Origin of the sequence: Rhodoferax sp. (assembly GCF_044236835.1) — a bacterium.
Lineage (GTDB): Bacteria > Pseudomonadota > Gammaproteobacteria > Burkholderiales > Burkholderiaceae_C > Allorhodoferax.
Genome location: NZ_JBIIGC010000018.1, coordinates 12328 through 35819 on the forward strand (window position 1 = coordinate 12328; position 23492 = coordinate 35819).

The window sequence follows — 23492 nt, forward strand, 5'->3', positions numbered from 1 at the left end:
CCCTTGGGGGACTGCTTGCCCAAGTGCACTCGCGTCCGTTGCGATAGGCAAAGATAAAAAAACCTGAACTTCCACATCTGTTCCACTAGCGACTGCGTGCCGGCTCAAGATGACAAAAAGCTGCGTACCTACAACCAAAGAGCCGGCGTCGCGCAATGCGATCAGGTCCGGCGCCAGTTCTTTTAGCACCGAGTTGGCTGTGTAAGCCGGGGTTACGACCAAGCACTTCGAAGATCTAGAGAAACCAGAGTTGCCTTCGCGATAAATGGAGTCATCGGATTTGCAGGGTCTGTCGTATGTCATGTAGCCAGGACCGGTGCCACCATTGGTTGCGTTGACAACCACGATTACCAGCCCCCCAGACGCAGCGTGGTCTCGCCAAAAAACCTTTGAACTTACAACCAAGGCGCCAACTCGGTCACCGCCGTAAGGTCGTTTGGTGTCTGAAAGCGCCAAAGATTGCCAGCCCTCCTCTGCAAACTTGACGTCAACCGACCCCACCGAAAACTCGGAGGCTGTGGCGCTCCAACTCAATAGCGCCAAGGCGCCAAACACGAACCACTTAGACAGTGGCCTCCCTGCTCCCTGGACAGCTTGCATATTGCCTCCGTGTTTTGTTGCAATGCACTTTAACTCACACCCGTGCCGGCGCTCCAGGATGTGAGCGCGACGCGCCGGGGCGGGCCTTCACCACAGGTGCAAGCGGCTCGGATAATGGGTTACGATGTGCTCTAAACAGAATAACCCGTTGGACACCGGACCACAGGAGCGACCCTTGGTCCGCTTTTTTTGGGCCCTTGGCTTGGCATGCACTCTGAACCCAATCCCTTTTCAATGGTGAAGGCCGTCATCGAGAACGCCCTGAACTGGCTGGGTACGCTGGTGTTTCCAGGGTTGCTGGTGGTGGTGTCGGTGGGCACCTTGGCTTGGCAGGTGGCACAAGCCAATTACCCTGCCGGGGAGACTCTCCCGATCCAGGTATGGGAACAACCCAAGTCCCATGCGGCAGGCACCGCGGACGCGGTGCTGCGCGAAGTGCTGCTAGCCAAACCCGTGGGCTCATTCAAAACCGAGCTCAGCACCAACGATTTCTGGTTTCTGGTGCAGGCGCCTGTCGCCAGAAATGGCGTTGGCAGCATTCTGGAGTTCCCCTCACGCCACACCTCCCAAATGACGTGCTGGGACAGCAAGACCGACCGCCTCATAGGCAGCGGTGACCGCAGCGCGGTGGAAGGCGCTTTTCAGCACAGCCAGGCGGGATTCGCAATTGCGGCATCTGGCCTGGAGGGGGTAAACCATGTGCTGTGCCGCGGCGCTTTTCGCGGACCGGCGAAGATTTCAGCAAAGGCCTGGGACCCCATGTCCCTTGCCCGCGCCCAGAAGGGGTATGAACTGACCGGCAGCCTGCTGGAAGCGGGCATCGGGGTCCTGACACTGACCATGCTGATTACCGCCTTGATCAACCGCAGCTGGCTGTACTGGGCGTTTGTGGGCTGGCTGATCTTGAATATGCGGATGGCGGCGATTTCGGAAGGAACCGATTTCTATTTCTTTGGATTGGGGCTCGGACCGGATCTCTTGATCGAGTCGCGGAAATGGACCGCTTGTCTGTTCTTCTCGATGACGGTTGCGATGTTTGGTCTGCTCTTTAAGAGCGAACTCGCAGCGGTGAGGGCCAATGTGTCGCTAACCGTTATGCAGCTTGCTGCAATTGTGCTTCCGGTCCTGTGTTTCTTCATGTCTTTTGAAGAGCTGCTGCAGTGGCTCTGGGTGTTTGTATCCCTTGGTGCTGCGGTCGGCGTCCTGAGTTTGTTCCATATCCTGCGCACTGCGAGATCCCGGGTGGCCATCTGGTACGCCGCGTCAATCGTCGTCACATTGATCGCTAGCCTCAACGAGGTGTTGGCGGCATCTTTTGGCGTCCTCACCTTGTCAAGTGCATTGAACAGTGCCACAGGTGCCCTGGCGGCCGCACTGCTGGTGGCCGCCGCTGTTGCGGAGCACATGCGTGCCGACCGGCTGGAAAAGCTAGAGGCCCAACGTGTACTGCGTACCGCCTACGAGGACTCGCCCATCGGCTTGTTTTCTATTTCCGCCACCGGCGCCATCCTGAACGCGAATCCGTCTTTTCGAAAAATGTTACGTACCCTGGGCTTGGACAAAGCCACCCAGGTATCCCAGATTTTTGAACGCAGGGTGACGCTCGACTTGGCGAGCCTGTACGGCACCAAGTCGCGCTTCATCGAGCTTCAAACAAAAGTCCACGACGCCCAGAAAAGCCAAGACCGGTGGTTTGCCATCAAGGCCTCCACCATGGATGGCAACACGGTGGAAGGTACTTTGCAGGACATCACGGAGCGCTTCATCGCGACCGAGCGACTTGAGTTTTTGGCCAACCACGACCCGCTGACGGAGTGCCTGAACCTGCGGGGTATCTCACGTACCTTAGGTCGGTTGGCCCGCCAACCCGCCGCCCTGGCCTACTTCGACCTGGATCGCTTCAAGCTGATCAACGACTTGTACGGACATTCAGCCGGTGACATGGTGCTCAAGCAGGTCTGTCACCGCATGCAGATGGTCGTAGGCACCGAGGCCATGCTTTCACGCGTAGGTGGGGACGAATTTGTTATCGCTTTTTCCGATTGCAACGTAGCCCAGGCCACTGCGCAGTGCGAGTCCATCATCAAATCCATCGCATCGGAGCCCTACCAGATTGGCCGGCAACGCTTCAGCCTCAATGTGTCGGCTGGCTTGGTAGGTACCGACCGCTTCAAGGACGCTCCGCTCAAGGAGGTGATCTCTGCCGCGGATACTTTGTGCCGCATGGCAAAAAAGCGACCAGCACAGCGGCTGCTGGTCATGGAGTCTGACAACAACTTCTTCCGCTCCCACAAAGAGGAGCTGGAGGTACTCGTTTACCTTGAGCGCGGTGAAGTGCCACAAGGCCTGTTCTTGATGATGCAGCCAGAGATTTCTTTGACTGAGCCCTTTGAATCATTGAATTTCGAGGTTTTGATACGCATGCGCAAGCTCGATGGCGACGTGATCTCCGCCGGCGTCATCATCGAGGCGGCTGAGATGCACGGAAAAACCGCCATCATCGACCGATGGGTGATGACCACTGCCATCGCCTGGATCGAAGCGCATCTGGGTGAGTTAAGCAACACGCGCTTCATCAGCATCAATCTTTCAGGTGGTTCACTTAACGACGAAGCCTTCACCGACGAGTTGTTTGCGCTATTTGAGCAGCATGCCCACATCGTCTCACTGCTGTGCATTGAGATCACCGAGTCCGTCGCGCTCACCGACATCACCAATGTGCAGCGGTTTATTGACAGGCTGCGCTCGCTGGGGGCCAAGGTGGCGATTGATGACTTTGGTGCCGGCTACTCGTCATTCGGGTACCTGCGCAATTTGTCTGTGGATGCGCTGAAGATCGACGGCTCCTTGGTCAAGGGAGCTGCACACAGCACCGCGGGACTTGCCATCATCGATGCCATCGGCAGCTTGGTCAACAGCCTGGGCATGAAGTCCATCGGCGAGTACGCCGAAGACCTCACCACCATCAAGGCGCTGGTCAATGCGGGAATCGATTACGCGCAGGGCTACGGAATCAGTCGGCCGGTCATGCCAGAGAGATTGCTCACCGCCAAGTCATGCGCGGACTTCATTGAAGACGGGGAGATTCTTGCGTTCATCACCCAGTTGCACACCGTGGAAGACCGCAACCTGCCGCTGTTCGATCCGCCGAACAACGGCCTCATCCATTGAACCGGATGGGTGCAAATAGCTCAGCTTCCAAAGTTGGGTTTTGTGCGTAGTCGTAACGGCTCACTGGCGCAGCGTGGTCTTGAGCGACACCTGCGCTGTCGGGGGCGCACTCCCCTTCAGGGCAAATCCACGGAAAATTCAATGGTGTCGCCGCGCTCATGTCCATATCGCCATGGTCCGTTCCCATGATGAATACATGCAAAGGGTGGTCCACGCTCCACATCTTGAGCGCTTCGCGCGGCGAGAGGCACATCACGCGGTGACCGATTCCACCGGCGTGGCGCATTGGATAGAAGCGACCGGGCTCGAGAACATCAGCGAACAACAGGCTTTCATAAATTCGATCAACCGGTCGGCGACCAGCCGCCAGCATCCAGTCGATCCGATTTTCCAGACAATAATGAAACTGGGCCTTGAACATGGCAGTGCGCACTAGGGATGCGTTGGGGCTGCCCTTGATGCACAGCCTGGTTGTCTCCATCATGCGCTTCTGCCGAAAGCGGTCACCAAGATGGATGGACGCTTGCAGCGGCAAGGGCTTGAAAACATTGGTGTGCATGCGCATGGTGCCCAGCAAGCTGTCGTCGAGCTTGGAGCGCACCACGATGACTTCGCAACCGAGGTCGTAATCGGAGCCTTCGGGGTCGATCAATCCGCGGGCAACGTCTGGCAGATGTTTGCCGTAGGAGGCAGCGCGAAACGCTGCCACATCACGAAGTTCTGACTGCTGCGCCATGCGCACCACGAAAGGCAGGGTTTCGGTGTGCTTGGGCGTATTCAGTGTGCTTGCGGTGGGTTTCATCGTGCGCTCCTAGACCAAAAAGTGAACCTTAGTCTAGGGGTCGGTGTACAGCCCAAAACCCGGGAAAAGCTCGAACAATCACCCGTTTATTCAGCCCATCTACCCGAGCGCGTGTGGTTTGTTGGCACAAACTCCCCGCTGGCGTGGCCGCCCAAGCGCCAAGTCCGCGGCCACGCATGCAGTGCCCATGCCGTTCGCTGCTTACTTCACCTCGGTTAGGAACTGGTCCAAGGGCCGACGTACCTTGGCAAGCTTGGCCAACCAGTCGCCCTCCTCCTGGCGGTAGCCCAACGGCAGGATCACTACACTGCGCAGCCCACGCGCGCGCAGACCCAGGATGTCGTCGAGCTTGGCGGGGTCGAAACCCTCCATTGGAGTGCAGTCCACTTGGGCCTCGGCAGCAGCCAGCAGAGCCACGCCCACTGCAATGTAGGCTTGGCGGGCGGCATGGGCATAGTTCACCTCGGCGTCACGTTGCGGGTAGCTGGCGAGCAGCATCTGCCGGTAGTTTTCCCAGCCCTCGTTCTTGAAGCCGCGCACCGCGTTGGTCAGGTCAAACATGTGGTTGATCCGCTCGACGGTGTAGTTGTCCCATGCCGCGAACACCAGCAGGTGCGAGCCGTCGGTGATTTGCGCCTGGTTCCAGGCGATCTCGCGAATCTTGGCGCGTACCTCTGGGTTGGTGACAGAGATCAGCTCGAACGGCTGAAGTCCGCTGGACGTAGGCGCCAAACGCGCGGCCTCCACAATGCGGTCCACCAACGGCTGCGGTACCGGGCGTTGGGGGTTGAGCTTTTTCGCGGCATAGCGCCAGTGCAGGTGGTCGGTCAAAGATGAGGACATGGGGGGTGCGTCGAACGCTCAGTAGTTGAGCGGCGATTATCCTCCCCGCACCCCAACGGAGGTACTCGCCCCCGCCTCGCCAATGCCCTGGCGTTTCACACACCGGTTGATGGCAGTGGTCGCACTGGGTTCATGGGTGCTCGAAACCGCGAGGGAGTTCCCGTGGGCAACAAGAGGTGTGCGAGCTGGTTCTATGAAAACCCTGATGCCCTGGGGCCCGGATAAAAAATAAAATCCCGCTGTTTTTCCTTCAACCCAAAGGTTCCCCAAGATGAAACTTTCGTCCAAGTCTTTCTCCGTCGCCTGCGCCATCGCGCTGACCAGTGCGGCAAGCTACGCCCAAGCGCCCCTGAAGATCGGCTTCTTGGGCACCATGTCGGGCCCGGCTGGCGCCTTGGGGCAAGACCAGTACGACGCCTTCATGCTCGGCATTGAGCACCTGGGTGGCAAGCTGGGCGACAGCCAGGTGCAGGTTCTGAAAGAGGACGACCAACTCAAGCCCGACCTTGGCGTAGAACTGGCCAAAAAGCTGATTGAGAAAGACAAGGTCAACATCATCACCGGTGTGACCTTCTCCAACGTGATGATGGCGGTGCACAAGCCCATCACCGATGCCGGAGTTTTCTTGATCGGCTCCAACGCGGGCCCCACCCCCATCACCGGCAAGGGCTGCAGCCCCATGTACTTCTCCACCTCCTGGAACAACGACTCCTTGCACGAGTCCATGGGCGCGTATGCGCGTGAGCAAGGCTATAAACGCGTGTACCTGATGGCGCCCAACTACCAAGCCGGTAAAGATGCACTGGCCGGCTTCAAGGCCCAGTACAAAGGCAACGGACTCGACGAGATTTATACCCAAATCAACCAGCCGGACTACTCGGCTGAAATTGCGCAAATGCAAGCGGCCAAACCCGATGCGGTGTACGTGTTTTACCCCGGCGGCATGGGCGTGAACTTTGTGAAGCAGTACCAACAGGCGGGTCTGTTGGGCAAGCTTCCCCTGTTGTCAGCGGCCACCGTGGACGGCACCAGCCTGCCAGCACTCAAAGACATCGCCCTGGGCATCATCACCAGCTCGCCCTACAGCCCCGACATCGACAACCCGCAAAACAAGAAGTTTGTCGACGACTTCCGCAAAAAGTACAACCGCCTGCCCTCGCTGTACGCTGCCCAGAGCTACGACGCTGCCATGCTGCTGAACTCGGCTTTGCAAAAGACCCAGGGCAAGTTGGACCGCGAGCCCTTGCGCGCAGCACTCAAGCAAGCCGACTTCAAATCGGTGGCTGGCCCGTTCCGGTTCAATAACAACCAGTTCCCCATCCGCAACTTCTACCGGGTCGATGTGGCCAAAGACAGCAGCGGCCAGGCCGCCTTTGTGACCAAGGGTGTGGTGCTCAAAGACCATCCCGACGCTTACGCCAGCCAGTGCGCCATGAAGTGATGGTGCTTCGCGCCGCACGGGCACCAGCGACACGCCCTGGCATGCGCCCATGACGTGGTCGCTGTTCTTCATCCAACTGCTCAACGGTCTGCAACTCGGGGTGCTGTTGTTCATGCTGTCGGCCGGCTTGACGCTGGTGTTTGGCATCATGAGTTTTGTCAACCTGGCGCACGGCTGCCTGTACATGATGGGCGCCTACTTTGCCGCTACGGTGTATGGCTCCACCGAGTCCTTCCTGGCCGCAGGCGTGGCGGCGGTGGTGGGTGGTGGTGTGTTGGCCGCTGTCGTGGAGCGGGTGGTGGCGCGGCCCTTGTACAGCCGCGATCACCTGGACCACGTGCTGGCCACCTTCGGACTCATTCTGTTTTTTAACGAGTTGGCGCGCTGGGTTTGGGGCGCGTCGCCCGTATATATGAATGTTCCGCCAGCCCTGTCAGGAACCATCGACATTTTTGGCGTGATGTACCCCAAGTACCGCTTCGCCATCATCAGCGTGGGTTTGCTGGCTGCGCTGGGCTGCTACCTGCTGATTGCCAAGACGCGGGTGGGCATGTTGATCCGCGCGGGCTCGCTCAACCCCACCATGGTGGCGGCTTTGGGCGTGAACATCCGTTTGCTCAACGCGCTGGTGTTTTCGCTGGGGGGCGCACTGGCGGGACTGGCCGGTTTGATGGGCAGCCCCATCTTGTCGGTGCAACCCGGCATGGGCGAACCGGTGCTGATATTGGTGATGATCGTCATCGTGATTGGCGGCATCGGCTCGGTGCAGGGCGCGTTTTACGCGGCGCTGATGGTCGGGGTGATTGACACCGCAGGGCGCGCCTTCTTGCCCCTGCTGCTGCGCGAGTTCATTGACCGCAGCAGCGCGCAGGCGGCGGGTCCGGCCATTGCCTCCATGCTGACCTGCATGTTCATGGCGGCCGTGCTCGCGCTGCGGCCCCAAGGCTTGTTCCCGGTGAAGAACCAATGAAGCTGCGCCTGCCCTTACTCATCACAGTGGGCCTGCTGATCGCGCTGGCGGTGCTGCCCCTGGTGGCGCGCTGGCTGGACGAGCCGTTTCTACTCACCTTCACCACCCGCGCCCTGGTGTTGGCGCTGGCCGCGCTGGGCTTGAACATCGTGCTCGGCTTTGGCGGCATGGTGAGTTTTGGGCACGCCCTGTACCTGGGCATCGGCGCCTACAGCGTGGGCATCTTGGCCCACCACGGGGTGGACAACGGGGCCGTGCAATTGCTGGTCACCGTGGTGCTTTGCGCGGTGGTGGGCCTGGCCACCGGCTGGGTATCGTTGCGTACCAGCGGCATCGGCTTCATCATGATCACGCTGGCGTTCGCCCAGATGTTTTATTACCTGTTTGTGAGCCTCAAGCAGTACGGCGGGGATGATGGCTTATCCATCGCCATGCGCAGCCAGTTAGTCGGACTGGACCTGGGCACGCCCGCGACCTTGTACTACACCGCCCTGGCCTGCATTCTGGCCGTGGTGGTGTGGACGCAGCACATGGTGCACGCGCCCTTTGGCATGGTGCTGCAAGCCTGTCGCATGAATGAGAGGCGCATGCAGTCTTTGGGGTTCCATACCCTGCGCTACAAACTCAGCGCCTATGTGCTGTCGTGCGTGGTTGCCGGTGTGGCTGGTTTTTTGTACGCCAACCTCACAGGCTACGCTTCGCCCGCCTACATGGCATGGACCTTGTCGGGCGAACTGATTGTGATGGTCGTCCTTGGTGGGATGGGCACGGTGCTGGGCCCCTTGGTCGGGGCCTTGACCTTATTGGGGTTTGAAGAACTGCTCAAAGGCATGACAGAGCGCTGGCCCATGGTGTTAGGGCCTTTGATCGTTCTGGTGGTGCTGGTCGCGCGCCGAGGCCTGTTCGGCCTGGCGCTGGACTGGGATGCACGCCGCGCATCACGCCAAACCTTACCTAAGGGTGTCGCGTGAGCGTCCACGGCACCGCACCCCTGCAAACCCAGGCCCTGGTCAAGCGCTATGGCGGCCTGCTGGCCACCGACCATGTGAGCTTGCGGTTGGCACAGGGTGAACTCCACGCCATCATCGGGCCCAACGGGGCTGGCAAGACCACCTTGATTGGCCAACTGGGCGGCGAGTTGCGGCCCGACAGTGGCGACGTGTTTTTGCAAGGTGAATGCGTCACCGCACTGGGCGCTGCCGACCGTGCGCTGCGGGGCTTGGCACGTTCGTACCAAATCTCGTCCACGTTCCCAGAGTTCACCGTGCTGGAGTGTGTGGCCTTGGCCAGGCAGGCCCACGATGGCCACAGCTTCGGCGCGTGGCGCGCTTTGCTGCAACGCAGTCAACTCGTAGACGCAGCCCAAAACGCGATTGCCCAGGCCGGACTGGACCACCGCACCGGCCAGCGGGTATCGGACCTCGCGCATGGTGAGCGCCGCCAGCTGGAGCTGGCCATGGTCTTGGTGGGCGAGCCCAAGGTGCTGCTGCTAGACGAGCCCATGGCGGGCATGGGCCACCAGGATGCATTGAAAGTGGTCGAGCTGCTGGCCACCCTCAAGGGCCGCTACACACTGCTGCTGGTGGAGCACGACATGCAAGCGGTATTCGCCTTGGCCGACACCATCTCGGTGATGGTCAACGGCGCCATCATCGCCAGCGGCAAGCCCCAAGAAATACGCCACAACGCCGAGGTGCGCACTGCCTACCTAGGGGACGAGGAGTTGCCCGAATGAGCACCGCCCCCCTGCTCCAAGCCCAAGACCTGGAAACCTGTTACGGCGATGCGCAAGCCCTGTTCGGCGCCAGCCTGTCGGTGGCAGAGGGCGAGTTTGTCACTTTGCTCGGACGCAACGGCATGGGCAAAACCACCACCGTGCGCTCCATCATGGGCATCATGGCGCCTCGGCATGGCCGCCTGCTGTTTGCCGGCCAGGACATCACGCACTTACCCTCGCACCAAATTGCCCGCTTGGGCATTGGCCTGGTGCCCGAGCAACGCCAGGTGTTTGCCAACCTCACCGTCCACGAGAACCTGGTAGCCACCGCGCACAACCGCCTGAACCATCGCGAACCCTGGACGCTGGAGCGGGTGTACCAATTGTTCCCGCGTCTCCAGGAGCGCGCAGGCAATTTGGGCGCCAACCTATCTGGCGGCGAGCAACAAATGCTGGCCATCGGACGCGCACTGATGACCAACCCAAGGTTGCTGATCCTGGACGAGGCCACCGAGGGCCTCGCGCCCTTGGTGCGCGCTGAAATTTGGGACTGCTTGCAAACCCTCAAGGCGTCGGGCTTGTCGGTCCTGGTGATCGACAAAAACCTGGTCCCGCTGATGCGCTTGGCAGACACCCATTTCATTTTGGAAAAAGGGCGAACGATCTGGCATGGCAGCTCCGGCAGTCTGATGGACGCACGCCACCAGCTCAAGGAGAGTCTGGGTGTCTGATGGGTGCGCTTGGTCGTACGCCTGCGGCAGTCGCTTTGGCAGGGCGCGGTGCCGATGAACCTGAATTCCAGCCGCCTGACTCTGCGCCCCGTGTGCCCTGCCGACCGGCCTATGCTGATCGCACTGGAAGCCGACACCGAGGTGATGCGCTTCCTCAACGGCGGGGAGCCTGTCCCCGAAGCGGGTCTGAGCGATGCTGACTTTCTGACGCCGCGCGGTGAAGAACCCGAGGTCCTAGCAGCCGAACTTCGCGAGAGCGGCACCTTCATAGGCTGGTTTGCCTTGTTTGACGACGGCCTGGTTGATGGGCTGAACACTGCGGAGATCGGCTACCGCCTGGCCCGATCCGCATGGGGTCAGGGCTATGCGACCGAAGGTGTCCAGGCCTTGGTCGACGCCGCGCTCAAGCACTTAGGTTATGACCGCGTACGCGCCGAGACGATGGCTGTCAATCTAGCCTCCCGCCGTGTACTTGAAAAATCAGGCTTTCGGTATGTCAGGACTGCACATCCAGAGCGCCATTGGCCCGTTCCCGGTGGTGAGCACGGTGAGCTTGTCTATGAAATTGGAATGAACTACCCGGTCAGGGTGCCCACCAGCCACAACCCTGAAGCTGTGCGAGGTTTGGATCTGCTCTAACGCACACTGACACTGGCCCGGTCAAAGCGACCATGCTCATCCATGACCGTGATGTCGACACGGCCCTTTTCGCTCAGTCTTTGCACCAGTGGAAGGCCCGCCGAACGGTGGGCAACCAGTCTGCCATTGAGCAGCCAATACACCTGCCCGCGGTGTCCCCGCACCTCGAGCCGGACCACCGGGTCCTGGTCTGGCCGGACACGCCGGATGACCTCGCCGTCAGTGACCCCTGAAATGCGCAGTCCCGCCTCCGGTTCACGTTGATTTTTGCACCCAGGATCCCAGGGCGGTGGGAACGCCTTTTTGCGCTGCTCAGGACCTAGCCAGGGCTCCAGTGCCGCTGGCCAGCGTGCGGCTTCGACCTGGCGACGCGGTCGCGTGCTGCACTGCGGAGTTACCCGCAAGCCGCTGGACGCATCGACTTGGTAGCTCAAGCGCATTGGGGCTGTGCGCAAACGGTCAGGAAAAGTCGGTGGCGCTGTGTCGTTAAGCAACCAAGCTAGGGCCTGCCTTTGGCATAGGCCCTCCTGGTCCGACTCGAAGCGCCCACCCAGCGGCCAACACACTTTCACTTGGCTGACCGACGCTGGTGGCGTACGCGACACCACCGCGTTGCCGTCAAGCGCGTCAAAGATGTCCACCAACAACGGCGCTGCCACGTTGGCACCGAAGAAGCCGGGATTGGGTGTGCCGTCTGGACGACCAATCCAGACACCGACCGTCAGCCTGTCCGAAACGCCAATGGCCCATGCGTCGCGAAAACCAAAGCTGGTCCCGGTCTTCCAGGCAATTCCGCGCCGTGCCCCCATGCCCGCCTCGACTGCCCGCCCAACGGGGCCACCCGACTCCAGAACATCACGGATGATGTATGCGGCGCCGGCCGAGAGCATGCGTTGCTCCACTTTGGGAGCCTGCGGCAGGTACCGTAGCGTTCCGGCCATGCCTTGGCGGGCGAAGGCTGTGTAGGCGCCAACCAGCTGCTCCAAAGATGTACTGGCACCGCCGAGGATCACTGACAGGTTGGGCGACTCGCCCTTTGGAAACTCCAGTTTCAAACCGCCGCTGCGCAATGCTGACACGAAGCGCTTGGGTTCGATGCGCTCCAGTACCTCCACCGCAGGCACATTCAGGGACTTCACCAAGGCCTCGGAGACGCTCACCGGTCCGTGGAAGCTTTGTTGGAAGTTACCTGGCTGGTACCCGCCAAACGATTGCGGCACATCGGCGAGCAGCGACTCTGAATGAATCAATCCCTCGTCTAAAGCCAATCCATACAGAAATGGTTTGAGTGTCGAACCGGGTGAGCGAGAGGCGCGCACCATGTCCACATGAGCGAAGCGCTCGTCATCCGAAAAATCTGCGGAACCCGCGTAAGCCCGAACCTCAAGGCTATCGTTGTCGACGACCAGTGCGGCCATAGAGACGCGTGGCGGCAAGCCACTGAGACGATGCGTCAGCAACAGTTCAACCGTCTGTTGTGCATAGGCGTCGACGGTGGTATCGACACGTTGGCGGCCAGCTGCCTGCCGCCGCAGTCGTTCTGCCAACAAGGGAGCCAACAGCGGGTCGCGTACCGTCTGGGCAACAACTGGCTCCTCAAGTGCGTCACGGACGTCATCGTCAAGCCATGTGCCAGCCATCCGACGCAGTACCTTGTCCCGCGCCTGGCGGGCGCGCTCCGGCGCACGGTCGGGACGCAATCGAGACGGAGCCTGCGGCAGCACCGTGAGCAACGCAGCGTCGGCATGGCTTAGCAAGCGGGCTGGCTTGCCAAGGTAAGCCCGACTTGCGGCCTCGACTCCCTGCAACGCACCGCCCATCGGGACGTGATTGACATAGAGGCCGAGAATTTCGTCTTTGGAGTAATGCGCCTCCAGCTGCAAGGCGCGCAACATTTGCTTGAACTTGCCCAGTATCGTCTTGGGCATGGGTTCGAGCATGCGCGCGACCTGCATCGTGATCGTCGAGCCGCCGGACACGATGTGGCCGTGGCGCGCCCATTGCCATGCCGCGCGGGCCAAGGCCAGCGGATTGACGCCAGGGTGCCAACGAAACCATCGGTCCTCATAACGCACAAGCGCCTCGATATAGCGTGGTGACACCTCCGCCAGCGTGACCGGGTGACGCCATACATGGTCGCGATCGGCAAATGCGCGCAAGGGCGTGCCGTCGCGGGCAACAATGAGCATTGCAGTAGATGCACCGGGGCCAGGCACGCGTGGTGGAAAAGCGCGGTCAACTATCAGCAGCACAACCAGAGCAGCCAGCACCCACCAGGCCCAAGTCGCAGGTGCTTTGGGCGCCCAACGCCAAGACGCGAGTCGATCCATGCGCATCCCCTTGCACTCAGGGCTGAGCGGTTAACGCAGCGGTGGACGCCTCCTCCTTGGCCTGCCGGGCATCGGTAACGGTCAGGGTGGCGTCGCTGACGGCTAAGCCATAGACGTCTGGGCGGTACATATCCTCAGCGTAGGTCGGCGGGAAGACAAACTTTCCCGGAGTCACCACGCGAGCGCGGTAGTACAACCGCAGCGTGCCTTGTAGACGGGCCGCAACAACAAAGCGGTCGTCACGAAACTCCACATGCTGAATGCGTGCATCCTGCATGGCATCGGCGGGATTGACACCTCCGATGGTGGTGCTGCCCATGCCCTCGCCCTGAGAAAGATTCAGGTTTTCAATTTCCAGTCCAGCTGGAATCTTGTCGACCACCATGCCGGTGTTCAGTCCGATACGCGCGTCGACGTTGATCCGTACGATCACCGATTCGCCAACACGCAGCGCACGCGAACGCAAAGGCGTGCCGTCGGCTTCAAAAAGTTCGCGCGACAAGGCGATGGCGTCACTGCGGTTGGCAGGCATCTTTGCCGGGTTGCCGCTCATGTTTAGCTGAACGTAGAGTTTTGCCTTGTGCGTATTCTTAAGGCGCAACCCACCTTGCAAAGTTGCCACGGCCAGCGACCTAAAGACAGGGCCCGAGGCGGTAAGCGTTTCTCGCCTTTGCGGGTCTGCAAGCTCCACCGTCCAACGCGCTTCGTTGTCGGTCTTGGTAGACAGGTTGCGACCAAGCAAAAACAGGGCGAGCTTTTCCTGCGTGCTGGTATGGCGGCTCTTGCCCAGTTCTGCAGCGGCAATGGCAACCAAATTGTCTTTGCCATCGACCTTTAGCTTGTGGTGCTCCAGGAGTGCATAGGACAGTGCCGCATCGCGTACCGGACTTCCATAATCGCCCCACCAATATCCTGCGTCTCGGCCTTTCTTGACGCCCTCGGCCAGCGCCGTTTGCGCACGGTTTTCATCGCCCATCCGTTGGAGCGCGAGTCCGAGATGAATCAGGGCCAGCCCCGAGTGGGCCTGCTCGCGCAGTTCGAACATCTGCCGCAATGTCGACAGCGGTGCCTTGGACTCGCGCGCAAGCACATACGCCCCATAAGCCAACACGCCAAAGCGGCCGGCTCCAGCGTAGCGGTGGTCCCGCCACCCATCCTCTCGGTAAGCCACCTTGCCGCGTGGTAAGCCCGCGGCGCCCTCCTGCAAGTTTTTCAGCAGAAACTCCATGGCGTTCCTGTGCATCGCCTGCGGAACATCGAACTCCTGCTCCCGGGCATCGATCAGGAAGTTGCTGACATAGGCGGATAGCCAATACTGGGTTTCGGACACGTTGCCCCACAGGCTAAAGCCACCGTTGGGTGCCTGCATCGCACCAAGGCGGGCAATGGCCTTACCAAGCATGTCGGCTCGCTGCTCACGGCTGTAAACCTTCAGTCCAAAGCGCCTGGCCCCCTCCTCGTCGACGAACACATGCGGGTAGGCAGTAGAGGTTGTCTGCTCGGCGCACCCGTAGGGATACACGAGCAACCCCTGTATCGCGCCACGCACATCGATCGGCGCCTGATCTGAAATCACCAAATGCGACTGAACGGTGCCCCGGATGAAACCACCCAGCTCCGCCTCTTTGACTTCGATACTTTCGCCGGGACCGATTGCGAGTAACTTGCTTACCTGTTGCAGCGGTGTCGCGGCCTGGACCTGCAAGCCAAAGCTGCGTTCGAGCTTGATGCCGCCATTGCTGCTCACCACAACCCGCACATCCGTTAGCCCCAAAGCGCTACCGGCCTCCATACCAAAGCGGACCGTCTGCTTCTGCTGGTCTTTCAGTGTCACTTCTCTCTCGGAATTTGTCAGCTTAAGACCTGCGCCACTGAGCACGCGCAGAGCTAATGTTTGTGTGCTTCCAGACAGATTGTGAAGGTCAACCGCGACCGTCGCGGAGTCACCCACGGTGAGAAAGCGCGGCATCATCAACTCAGCAACCAGCGGTGCCGCCACCACCGTTTCAAGCTCGGCATTGCCGAAAGTGTCAGGCGCCGCAACCACAGCCATCAGACGCAGCGTGCCGTTGAAGTCGGGCACGTTGAGCACAATGTCCGCTTCTCCCTGGGCGTTTAGCGCCACCGGACCAGAAAACAGGTCAACCAACATGACCTTCTTTGGCAGACTCTTGGTGACTTTAGGTGCGGCGTCGCCCCCAAACTTCAGCCTTCCCTTTTTGCCAGCCATCTTTTCGATCAGCCGACCGTAAACGTCGTACTGGTCGGCTCCATAGCGCTGTTTGCCGAAGAAATGTCCGTGTGGATCGGGAGTTACAAAACGGGTGATGTTGAGAATTCCAACGTCGACCGCCGACACCGTCACGATCGCCTGTTGGCCTGCGGCTGCGGGTGCCTTCACTTTCACCTTCAGTTTGCTGTCGGGCAGTACCTTCTTTGGCGCCTCCAGCGCGACGATCATTTTGCGGTCCTCCCGCTCAAGCGGCAGATGGGCCAAGCCCAAGGCGCGGGCCGGGGTGACCTTTTCGCCGCTGCTTCCGGGACGCATCACGGCGACCGACACATACAGGTCGTGCCGCTTCCAGTCCTTGTGCACCGGTACGTCAATCGTCGCGCCACCGACAGGCACCGTGACGCGCTTGAGCCACAGGGTTTGGTCCCCTTCCACCGTGACCAGTGCCTCGCCGGCGTGGGGGGGAGTGATGGTCAGTTTCGCAGTCTCGCCTTCTTTGTAGGCAGGCTTGTCAAACTTCATGGCGACTCGGTCTGGACGCACACCCTGCCCCTCTTCACCGCGCGCGTTCCAACCGGCATAGAAGCGCAGCTTCGAGACCAACCGAGTTTCCGGATCAGTAATCTCCAGCCGGTACCGGCCGTACTTGACTGGCAGACTGAGCTTGCCACGACCGCCCTGCGCAATGCCAACGCTGCCTGTGTCTACCAGCTCGTCGGTTTCAGTGAAGCCGCTGTGCCAACCGCGCTGGTCGTCGAAGCGCCAGTAGTAGTCGCGGTTCTCACGGAACAATCGAACCGGCAATGACTGTCCCGCCAACAGGGTGCCTTCGGCATTCACGCGGACCACCTCAAATTGGGCAAGACTGCCCTCACGTGCGTAGTCTCCGCTGAACAAGGGCCGCAAACCCACCATCACCGGCGCTGGCCAGATGTCGCGCTCGAAATTGCGCACCACCGGGCGGCCCCCGGTTTCCAACAGGCTCAAGGTGGTTCGAACGGAATACGGCGAGCGCCTGCCCTTGGCCGGTGACAGATCAACTTCGAGGTCGAGTTCGCCGTTCTCATCCAGTGTTTCCCGCTCGAGCTCAATACGATCGCGAGCGTTTTCTTCGTCAATGTCGCCAAACTCAAACCCTGGCAGTTTGCGGGCAAGGGGATTCTTTTGGCGCTCAAACACTGCGACCCCGACCAGTTGGTTACCGCTGGCCGGCGCACCATATAGATACGAACCCTTGACCGCAATGCGCAAGCTTTCTCTGGGCGACACCGTTGCCTGCTGGCTGGAGAGGTCAAGCTTCATACGCTCAGGCAAAAATTCCTCCACCCCAAAGCGGTAGCTGGTCGTCGCCAGCTTGTCGGCAGGATCGGAGCGCAACTCAAGAGTCCAGAACCCCGTCGGTGCGTCAGCTGGCAACTCAAGCCGCCGTTGGTAGTAGCCACCAACTTTGGCATCTGGGGACCAACTATCGGTGAACTGGCTTTTGCCATCCGGGCGACGCAGGATTGCTTGGATAGGTTGCGGGGCAACGGTTCTTCCGTCGGGATCACGGGCCAACACCGAAACGTCAAACTGCTCACCCGGCCGGTACAAATTGCGACCGGAGTATGCGAAGAGCCTCACTGGCCGTCCGGGCAAGCCCGTGACGTTGTACTCCGATAGATCGAGCGCTGGCTCTTTGAGCGTGATCATCGAGATTTGCTGACGGTGTCTGGCGACGACAACCTTAGCGCTGGCCGGCCGCTCAACGAAAGCGGCATGTCCATCGCCATCGGTCTGCGCGTGGGCAACAACTTTGGCGGCTTCGTCCAACCAGGCCACTTCGACGCCGGAGACTGCCTTTCCACTGGTCAGCGAGCTGACATACACGTCCGCTCCTTTCGCAAACAGCCGGGCGGAGAGGCCGAGATCGCTGACGTAAAAGTACGTAACCTGATACTCAACCCGAAATCGGTTGGGCTGGCTCATTACCGCGATGTAAATACCTGGCTCACGAAGCTCTTTGATTTCTTCCACCGGAATGAAGGTAACGCTGCGCTTGTTGGGTTTCTGCTCGGTGAGAAAGCGCCCCACAAAGACGCTGTCAGTGAGCTTGCCCATGGCGTCTAGCGACCAGTGGTTGATAGCTCCCTTGAGGTTCGTGGCGCGCCAATCTCCACCACCCTCGTCAAGGTAGTCATCGTCATCGTCCCGTTGCCGGCTCTGCACATTGCGTGGACCGCCTATCACCTTGTCGAGAAAGCGTGGCAGTTGGTCCGGCTTGACGCGCAGGAACTGAATGTCGACCTCAGGCACATTGACCGTCGTCACTGGGAGGCCGCCGTTTTGACTAGCCGGCAGAACCATCCCCAGACTGGGGAAAAAATAGGCCGGTGACAAGGTGGCGGTAAGGACTGAGTAGCGGCCATCCGCCGACAACTTTTCCCCAGAAGCGGAGGCAATTCCAGCGGAGACACGGATGACATAGCGTGTCTGCGGCTTGATGTGTGGGAAGTACAGAACACGCGGGTTGTCGGCAACAACCCAGGCGCCTTTTACCAACTTACCACCATCAGTTTTTACGTCGTCCGCCGATGTGCTGACCTGTGGCTTGGCAACGGATGGACGCTGGTCGTCATCATCCGCTTGGCGCGCCTGGACGCCATCTGCGGCGCGCTGTGGCATTTCGAAAACCTGAATGTGGTCGTCATGGCCATTGCGGGCGCTCATCGGATGGGTGAAGCTCAGGGCCAGAGCAGGCGCGCCCTCAAAATCACGGTTGGCAGCGTCGGCAATCTCGAAGGGGCCGACACCGAGGTCGTTGCCGTCAGCGCCACCACTTGTCGCGCGGAAGTGGATGACTGCAACAATAACCAAGGCCATGATGGCCACAAGTGCAGCAGACAAGACGACCAACCGCTTCGATTGCAAAGACATCAGTACTCCTCTCAACACATGTCGAGTAACTACCGGTTGATCACCAGCTCTTGGTCGACTTTACACAATGCAAAGGGAGTGATCGCGATCCATTGGGCGTTGACAAGCGATTTCAACGCAGCGCCTTCTTGACATGCGAGCTCCAAGATTTCTTCAAGTCGCATCACGCCGAAGAGGCAGAACTTACCGGTGCATCTTCGGCCTAAGAAGCACTGGGTTGGGCCGACGAGGCTGCGCCAGTGGAGCGCTTGCGGCGCAGGGCAATGGTTTTGTCAACGGTCGCAACCAAGGTCCCTTGGGCGTCGGTGACTTCGATGGTGGCAGTCCAGTCCAGATGATCGCGCGTCGCCAGCTGCTGGCGGATTTCGTCAAGTTGCGCAGGCGTGACCTGGAACACCGCACGCAGTTCGGCGTTGGATGCGTGTTTGAAGCGGATGTTCGCCGCTTTGTCCCAGACGGCGATATCGCGCCCCAGATGCAGACGGAAAATGGCAACGAAGAACGGGTCGGTCATTGCAAAAATTGAGCCGCCAAACTGCGTACCCATTGGATTGCGGGTCCATGCGCGGCTCTTCAGTCGCACCTCAAGTCCCAAAAGATCGCGGCGGATGGAAGCGAGACGAACGCCGGCACCGAAAAACGGTGGCCAAAAATTCCACAGCCAGAACAGATACGGGAGAAGTTTGCGCACCATCAGCTCTGCACCTTCGCGTTCAGCAACGTGTCCATCAGCAGCGTCATCTGCTGGGCCGCAAGCGTCAGCGGTGCAGTGCTGCGCTCCAGGCGGGCGAGCATGAAAGCACCTTCAAAACAGGCAATCACCATCTTCGCCAACGAGAGCGCTTGCGCTGCCGGCAGCGGTGCGAAGTGGCCAGCCAGCTGCTGTTCCCATTGCGCCATGATGTCCAGACATACCACGCGCAATGCCTCGTTCTCAGCGTGGAGGTCGAGCACCACCGCACCGACCGGACAACCGCTTTGAAAATTGCGGGCCTGCATCATCTTGGCTGCGAACAAAAAAATACTGGCAACGCCCTGCGTCACCGTAGGTGCCTTGGCAATTGCCGCCTCAGCCGAGACCGAAAACGCTTGCGCGTACATGCGCAAGGCCTCGGTCACCCATTGCTCTTTGCCGTCGGGAAAGAAGTGGTACAGCGAGCCCCGCGATGCGCCGCTCAAGGCAATCACATCGTTCAGGCCCGCGCCCGACAGGCCAGACTGCGACAGCAACTGCACCGTGGCATCCAGCACCTTTTGGCGGTTGGCGTTCATGGCGTGCTTGAGGTTGGAGTGAAGGCGGCGATGCGCGCATCGGCCCACGCATGGACATGTTCCCAGATCTGCCTGGATTCGGCGCGGAAGTAGCCCATGTGTCCAATGTTGCGCAGACCGTAATCCGCAGGTACCAGATCGCGGGACTCGACGGTCGCGCGCGTGTAACCCGCCATGAAGGCGTCGCGAGAGCGCGGCACGGCCCAAGCGTCGTCGATCGAGTTGGCTGCGACGATTGGCGTGGTCACCCGGGCAAAACCTTCAAGCTGCGCTTGTATAAGAGGGTCGTCGAAAAAGTAGCGCGGGAACTGACACCAGCGCCGCCACTGGCGGTACACATCGAGCGGTAGATCCTCACCCATGCCCAGAAGCTTGAACGGCAGATAGCCTTTCCACGCAGTGAGTATGGGTCCAATGAAACCCCACATTGCGCGCACCCTGAGCCGCTCCAGTGCAGGCATCCAACCGTGCCAACCCGCGCCGGTGCCGAAGGTGTACAGACCATCGACTTGACACTGCGGCGGCAACAGGCCCAACGCATGGCCACCGTACGAATGGCCGACCATGAGCAGGGGAAGATCAGGCCTGGCAACCGCACGAATCACCGTGGCGAGATCGACGCGCGCCCAGTCTAGGTAGTCCATCTTGTAACCGACCAGGCTTTTGGGCGCAGAGCCGCCCACACCACGGTAGTCGAAACTGAGGGCGACCATTCCGCGCGCGGCCAAGCTTTCGGCAAAGCGACGGTAGAACTGCTGTGTAACGGCGGTAGCACCCGCGATCACGACCACCGCTTTGGGCTGCTGCGCGTCAACCCAGTAACGTGTGGCGGCCAGGGTCTGTCCGTCAGGCGTAACAAGTGAGAAAGGTTCAGTGGAGTGCATACAGATTTCGTCCTTCTTCAAAATTATACAGAACGGTCTACATTATGCCGAACCCGAAAGGAGTCAGCTCTGAGTCAAGCTATTCGTGTCTATGGGACTTAGGGGAAGCGCCGCATTGCACCCCAAGAAAAGGGGTGGTCCTGACGCCTAGATAACAACGCCTTGTCGCTTGAATCGCGCCTTGATCCGCCTCTCAACGATGGGACCAATCGATTCGCCCCAACGTTGCCCGGCTTGCGTGCTTTCGTACACCAATCCAGGCATGCCACTGACGACCTTTTTTCCCAGGTCAGTCGAGTAAAACGCAATCAGTCCCTTGATTTCGGCTTCGTTGAAATGCTTGGCATGGAGCTGGACCATTTCGTTGATCAAACTGCCGATGTTTTCGTCAATTGCACCCATCACTTCTTCCGGCAAAGCCTGCAACACCTCGTCTGGGATATCAGGCCGTACCTTTTTGAGGAGCTGCGTCATTTGCGTTGCCATCGTCGCCCCCATTTGTTTGCCAATGGAGACAGCACCAGTCATGCGCAAAAGTTGCTCAATGTCTGCACGGCGCTCAGGCGAAAGGTCTTGCGCCTTGGCTGGCACAGCAAGGAACAACGCGAGGAGCCAAAACAAAGCGATGTGTCGCAAACTCATTTGAAAACTCCCATGTTGAAGTCGACCATGTTCCACAGTCTGGCTACGTTGAAAAAAGAGAATGAAACCGAATGCAGGCAAGTATGACACGGGCATTTTCCTTCGGAAGTCGCCCGACTCGCGCGGCTGGAGCCGCTGATGGGGAGCAGGCCCACTCCGCCAGGGCCCTGGATGCACCGCGCAATCAAGCCACCGATGAGTAACGGATGAGGTACTGACTTTGAGCTCGGCAGACCATCGGTGCACGACCCATGCGCCAGACGAGGTTCATCCAACAATGGAAGACTAAGGGGCAGCCGACAGGCTTGGGATCGCGTCGATAACGAGCTGCGGCTTTCCCCAAAGCACAACTAGGCGCCAAAGGCGGGAATAGGTCGTGACTGCTGAAAAGCGTTGCCAGCTCGGGCTTTGCAATACGGCGTGGCTGCAGAGGCCCTACTTCCGCGCGGGCGGCACGTCGGTACAAGACCCATGCGCCACCTCCGCCGCCATGCCGATGCTCTCGCCCAGCGTGGGGTGAGGGTGAATCGTCTTGCCGATGTCCACCGCGTCCGCACCCATCTCGATGGCCAGCGCAATCTCGCCGATCATGTCACCCGCGTGCGTACCCACCATGCCACCGCCCAGAATCTTGCCGTGGCCGTGCGCCTCGGGCGAATCATCGAACAGCAATTTCGTGACGCCTTCGTCGCGGCCATTGGCAATGGCGCGGCCGGAAGCGCTCCAAGGGAACAGACCTTTTTTGACCTTGATGCCTTGCGCCTTGGCCTGGTCTTCGGTGAGGCCGACCCAGGCCACTTCGGGGTCGGTGTAGGCCACGCTGGGTATCACGCGGGCATTGAATGCAGCAGCCGCCAGTTCTTTGTTGCCTTGCAATTCACCGGCGATCACTTCGGCCGCCACGTGGGCCTCGTGCACCGCCTTGTGCGCCAGCATCGGCTGGCCCACGATGTCGCCGATGGCGAAGATGTGCGGTACGTTCGTACGCATCTGGATGTCGACGTTGATGAAGCCGCGGTCGGTCACTGCGACACCGGCCTTTTCGGCAGCGATTTTCTTGCCATTGGGTGTGCGGCCTACGGCTTGCAGCACCAAGTCATAGACCTGCGGCGGTGGCGTGGCGCCGCCTGGCTCTGCCGACTCAAATGTCACCTCAATGCCCTGCGGCAAGGCGCGGGCGGAGACCGTCTTGGTTTTGAGCATGATGTTGTCAAAGCGCTTGGCGTTCATCTTCTGCCAGATCTTGACCAAGTCGCGGTCGGCACCTTGCATCAGGCCGTCCATCATTTCCACCACATCCAGGCGTGCGCCCAGCGTGCTGTAGACCGTGCCCATTTCCAAACCGATGATGCCGCCGCCCAAAATCAGCATGCGCTTGGGAACCGCTTTCAGTTCCAGCGCGCCGGTGCTGTCGACCACGCGCGGGTCCTGGGGCATGAAGGGCAGGCGCACGGCTTGTGAGCCTGCAGCGATGATGCACTTCATGAATGCCACCACTTTCTTGGTGCCAGTTTTCTCCTGACCGTCGCCGCTGGTTTCTTCCACTTCCACGTGGTTCGCGCCCACAAAGGCACCATAGCCGCGCACGGTGGTGACCTTGCGCATTTTGGCCATCGCTGCCAAGCCGCCGGTGAGTTTGCCGATGACTTTTTCCTTATGGCCGCGCAGCTTGTCGATGTTGACCACCGGCTTGCCGAACTCCACACCCAAGTCACCCAGATGGCTGACTTCGTCCATCACAGCGGCCACGTGCAGGAGTGCCTTGGACGGAATGCAGCCCACATTCAGGCACACACCACCAAGGGTGGCGTAGCGCTCAACGATGACGACCCTTAGGCCGAGGTCTGCTGCGCGAAACGCTGCCGAATATCCGCCGGGGCCAGCACCCAGGACGAGCAAGTCGCATTCAAGATCTGCACTGCCGCCGAAGGACGAAGCGGTAGAAACAGGAGCAGCGCCTGCCGCTACCGCAGCGGGCGCTGCCTTGTTCGAAGCGGGCGCAGTCACGGGCGCAGATGCAGATGCAACCGCCGGGGCCACAGTGGACGCTGCGCCCGCTGCCTCGAGCAAGAGCACCACAGACCCTTCTTTCACCTTGTCGCCGAGCTTGACCTTGAGCTCCTTCACCACACCGCCTTGGCTGGAAGGAATTTCCATGGAGGCTTTGTCGGACTCCACGGTGATCAAGCTTTGCTCGGGCTGGATGGTGTCGCCCGGAGCAACCATCAACTCGATGACGGTCACTTCTGCGAAGTCGCCGATGTCCGGAACTTTGATTTCAACGATGGCCATTTCAGTTCC

Annotated in this window: 16 protein-coding genes; 7 read left to right on the top strand and 9 right to left on the bottom strand. The window is 60.1% G+C overall.

What is annotated here, in order from left to right:
- Nucleotides 1-807 precede the first annotated feature (807 nt).
- Nucleotides 808-3771, top strand: a complete 2964-nt coding sequence (locus ACILRC_RS12350; protein ID WP_395669672.1) for a putative bifunctional diguanylate cyclase/phosphodiesterase — start codon at nucleotides 808-810, stop codon at nucleotides 3769-3771.
- Here ACILRC_RS12350 and ACILRC_RS12355 read toward each other — a convergent pair.
- Both ACILRC_RS12355 and ACILRC_RS12360 read right to left on the bottom strand, forming a co-directional pair.
- Nucleotides 3761-4573: an N-acyl amino acid synthase FeeM domain-containing protein gene (locus tag ACILRC_RS12355; protein WP_395669673.1), complete on the bottom strand. Its 813-nt coding sequence runs from the start codon at nucleotides 4571-4573 to the stop codon at nucleotides 3761-3763. The two genes, ACILRC_RS12350 and ACILRC_RS12355, sit on opposite strands and share 11 nt — an antisense overlap.
- Nucleotides 4574-4774: 201 nt before the next feature.
- A complete protein-coding gene (locus ACILRC_RS12360) occupies nucleotides 4775-5416 on the bottom strand; it encodes a nitroreductase family protein (RefSeq protein WP_395669674.1) in 642 nt (213 codons plus the stop codon).
- Between the two features lie 271 nt (nucleotides 5417-5687).
- Here ACILRC_RS12360 and ACILRC_RS12365 point away from each other — a divergent pair, with 271 nt between their 5' ends.
- From ACILRC_RS12365 to ACILRC_RS12390, 6 genes are read left to right on the top strand one after another with little or no spacing between them, the layout of a single operon-like run.
- Complete coding sequence (locus tag ACILRC_RS12365) at nucleotides 5688-6857, top strand: ABC transporter substrate-binding protein (RefSeq protein ID WP_395669675.1); 1170 nt, start codon at nucleotides 5688-5690, stop codon at nucleotides 6855-6857.
- A 49-nt stretch (nucleotides 6858-6906) separates the two neighbouring features.
- Nucleotides 6907-7827: a branched-chain amino acid ABC transporter permease gene (locus tag ACILRC_RS12370; protein ID WP_395669676.1), complete on the top strand. Its 921-nt coding sequence runs from the start codon at nucleotides 6907-6909 to the stop codon at nucleotides 7825-7827.
- Nucleotides 7824-8798, top strand: coding sequence for a branched-chain amino acid ABC transporter permease (locus tag ACILRC_RS12375; protein WP_395669677.1), 975 nt, complete (start codon nucleotides 7824-7826; stop codon nucleotides 8796-8798). Before ACILRC_RS12370 ends, ACILRC_RS12375 begins: the two co-directional genes overlap by 4 nt.
- On the top strand, nucleotides 8795-9562 hold the full coding sequence (locus ACILRC_RS12380; RefSeq protein ID WP_395669678.1) for an ABC transporter ATP-binding protein: 768 nt from the start codon (nucleotides 8795-8797) through the stop codon (nucleotides 9560-9562). Before ACILRC_RS12375 ends, ACILRC_RS12380 begins: the two co-directional genes overlap by 4 nt.
- Nucleotides 9559-10275, top strand: coding sequence for an ABC transporter ATP-binding protein (locus ACILRC_RS12385; protein WP_395669679.1), 717 nt, complete (start codon nucleotides 9559-9561; stop codon nucleotides 10273-10275). The genes ACILRC_RS12380 and ACILRC_RS12385 overlap by 4 nt, the downstream gene beginning before the upstream one ends.
- Nucleotides 10276-10329: 54 nt before the next feature.
- Nucleotides 10330-10914, top strand: coding sequence for a GNAT family N-acetyltransferase (locus ACILRC_RS12390; protein WP_395669680.1), 585 nt, complete (start codon nucleotides 10330-10332; stop codon nucleotides 10912-10914).
- Here ACILRC_RS12390 and pbpC read toward each other — a convergent pair.
- The 7 genes from pbpC to lpdA form a co-directional block, all read right to left on the bottom strand.
- A complete protein-coding gene (gene pbpC, locus ACILRC_RS12395; protein WP_395669681.1) occupies nucleotides 10911-13250 on the bottom strand; it encodes a penicillin-binding protein 1C in 2340 nt (779 codons plus the stop codon). The genes ACILRC_RS12390 and pbpC overlap by 4 nt on opposite strands.
- A gap of 10 nt (nucleotides 13251-13260) precedes the next feature.
- Nucleotides 13261-18393, bottom strand: a complete 5133-nt coding sequence (locus ACILRC_RS12400) for an MG2 domain-containing protein (protein ID WP_395669682.1) — start codon at nucleotides 18391-18393, stop codon at nucleotides 13261-13263.
- A gap of 202 nt (nucleotides 18394-18595) precedes the next feature.
- Entirely contained in the window at nucleotides 18596-19087 is a 492-nt protein-coding gene (locus ACILRC_RS12405) for a DUF4442 domain-containing protein (protein WP_395669683.1), read from the bottom strand.
- Nucleotides 19087-19665 (bottom strand): TetR/AcrR family transcriptional regulator, encoded by a 579-nt coding sequence (locus tag ACILRC_RS12410; RefSeq protein WP_395669684.1) that lies wholly within the window; start codon nucleotides 19663-19665, stop codon nucleotides 19087-19089. The genes ACILRC_RS12405 and ACILRC_RS12410 overlap by 1 nt, the downstream gene beginning before the upstream one ends.
- Nucleotides 19662-20549, bottom strand: coding sequence for an alpha/beta fold hydrolase (locus ACILRC_RS12415; protein WP_395669685.1), 888 nt, complete (start codon nucleotides 20547-20549; stop codon nucleotides 19662-19664). The genes ACILRC_RS12410 and ACILRC_RS12415 overlap by 4 nt, the downstream gene beginning before the upstream one ends.
- Before the next feature lie 147 nt (nucleotides 20550-20696).
- Nucleotides 20697-21281 (bottom strand): DUF2059 domain-containing protein, encoded by a 585-nt coding sequence (locus tag ACILRC_RS12420; RefSeq protein WP_395669686.1) that lies wholly within the window; start codon nucleotides 21279-21281, stop codon nucleotides 20697-20699.
- Between the two features lie 345 nt (nucleotides 21282-21626).
- Nucleotides 21627-23483, bottom strand: a complete 1857-nt coding sequence (gene lpdA, locus ACILRC_RS12425; RefSeq protein WP_395669687.1) for a dihydrolipoyl dehydrogenase — start codon at nucleotides 23481-23483, stop codon at nucleotides 21627-21629.
- Nucleotides 23484-23492: the final 9 nt, after the last annotated feature.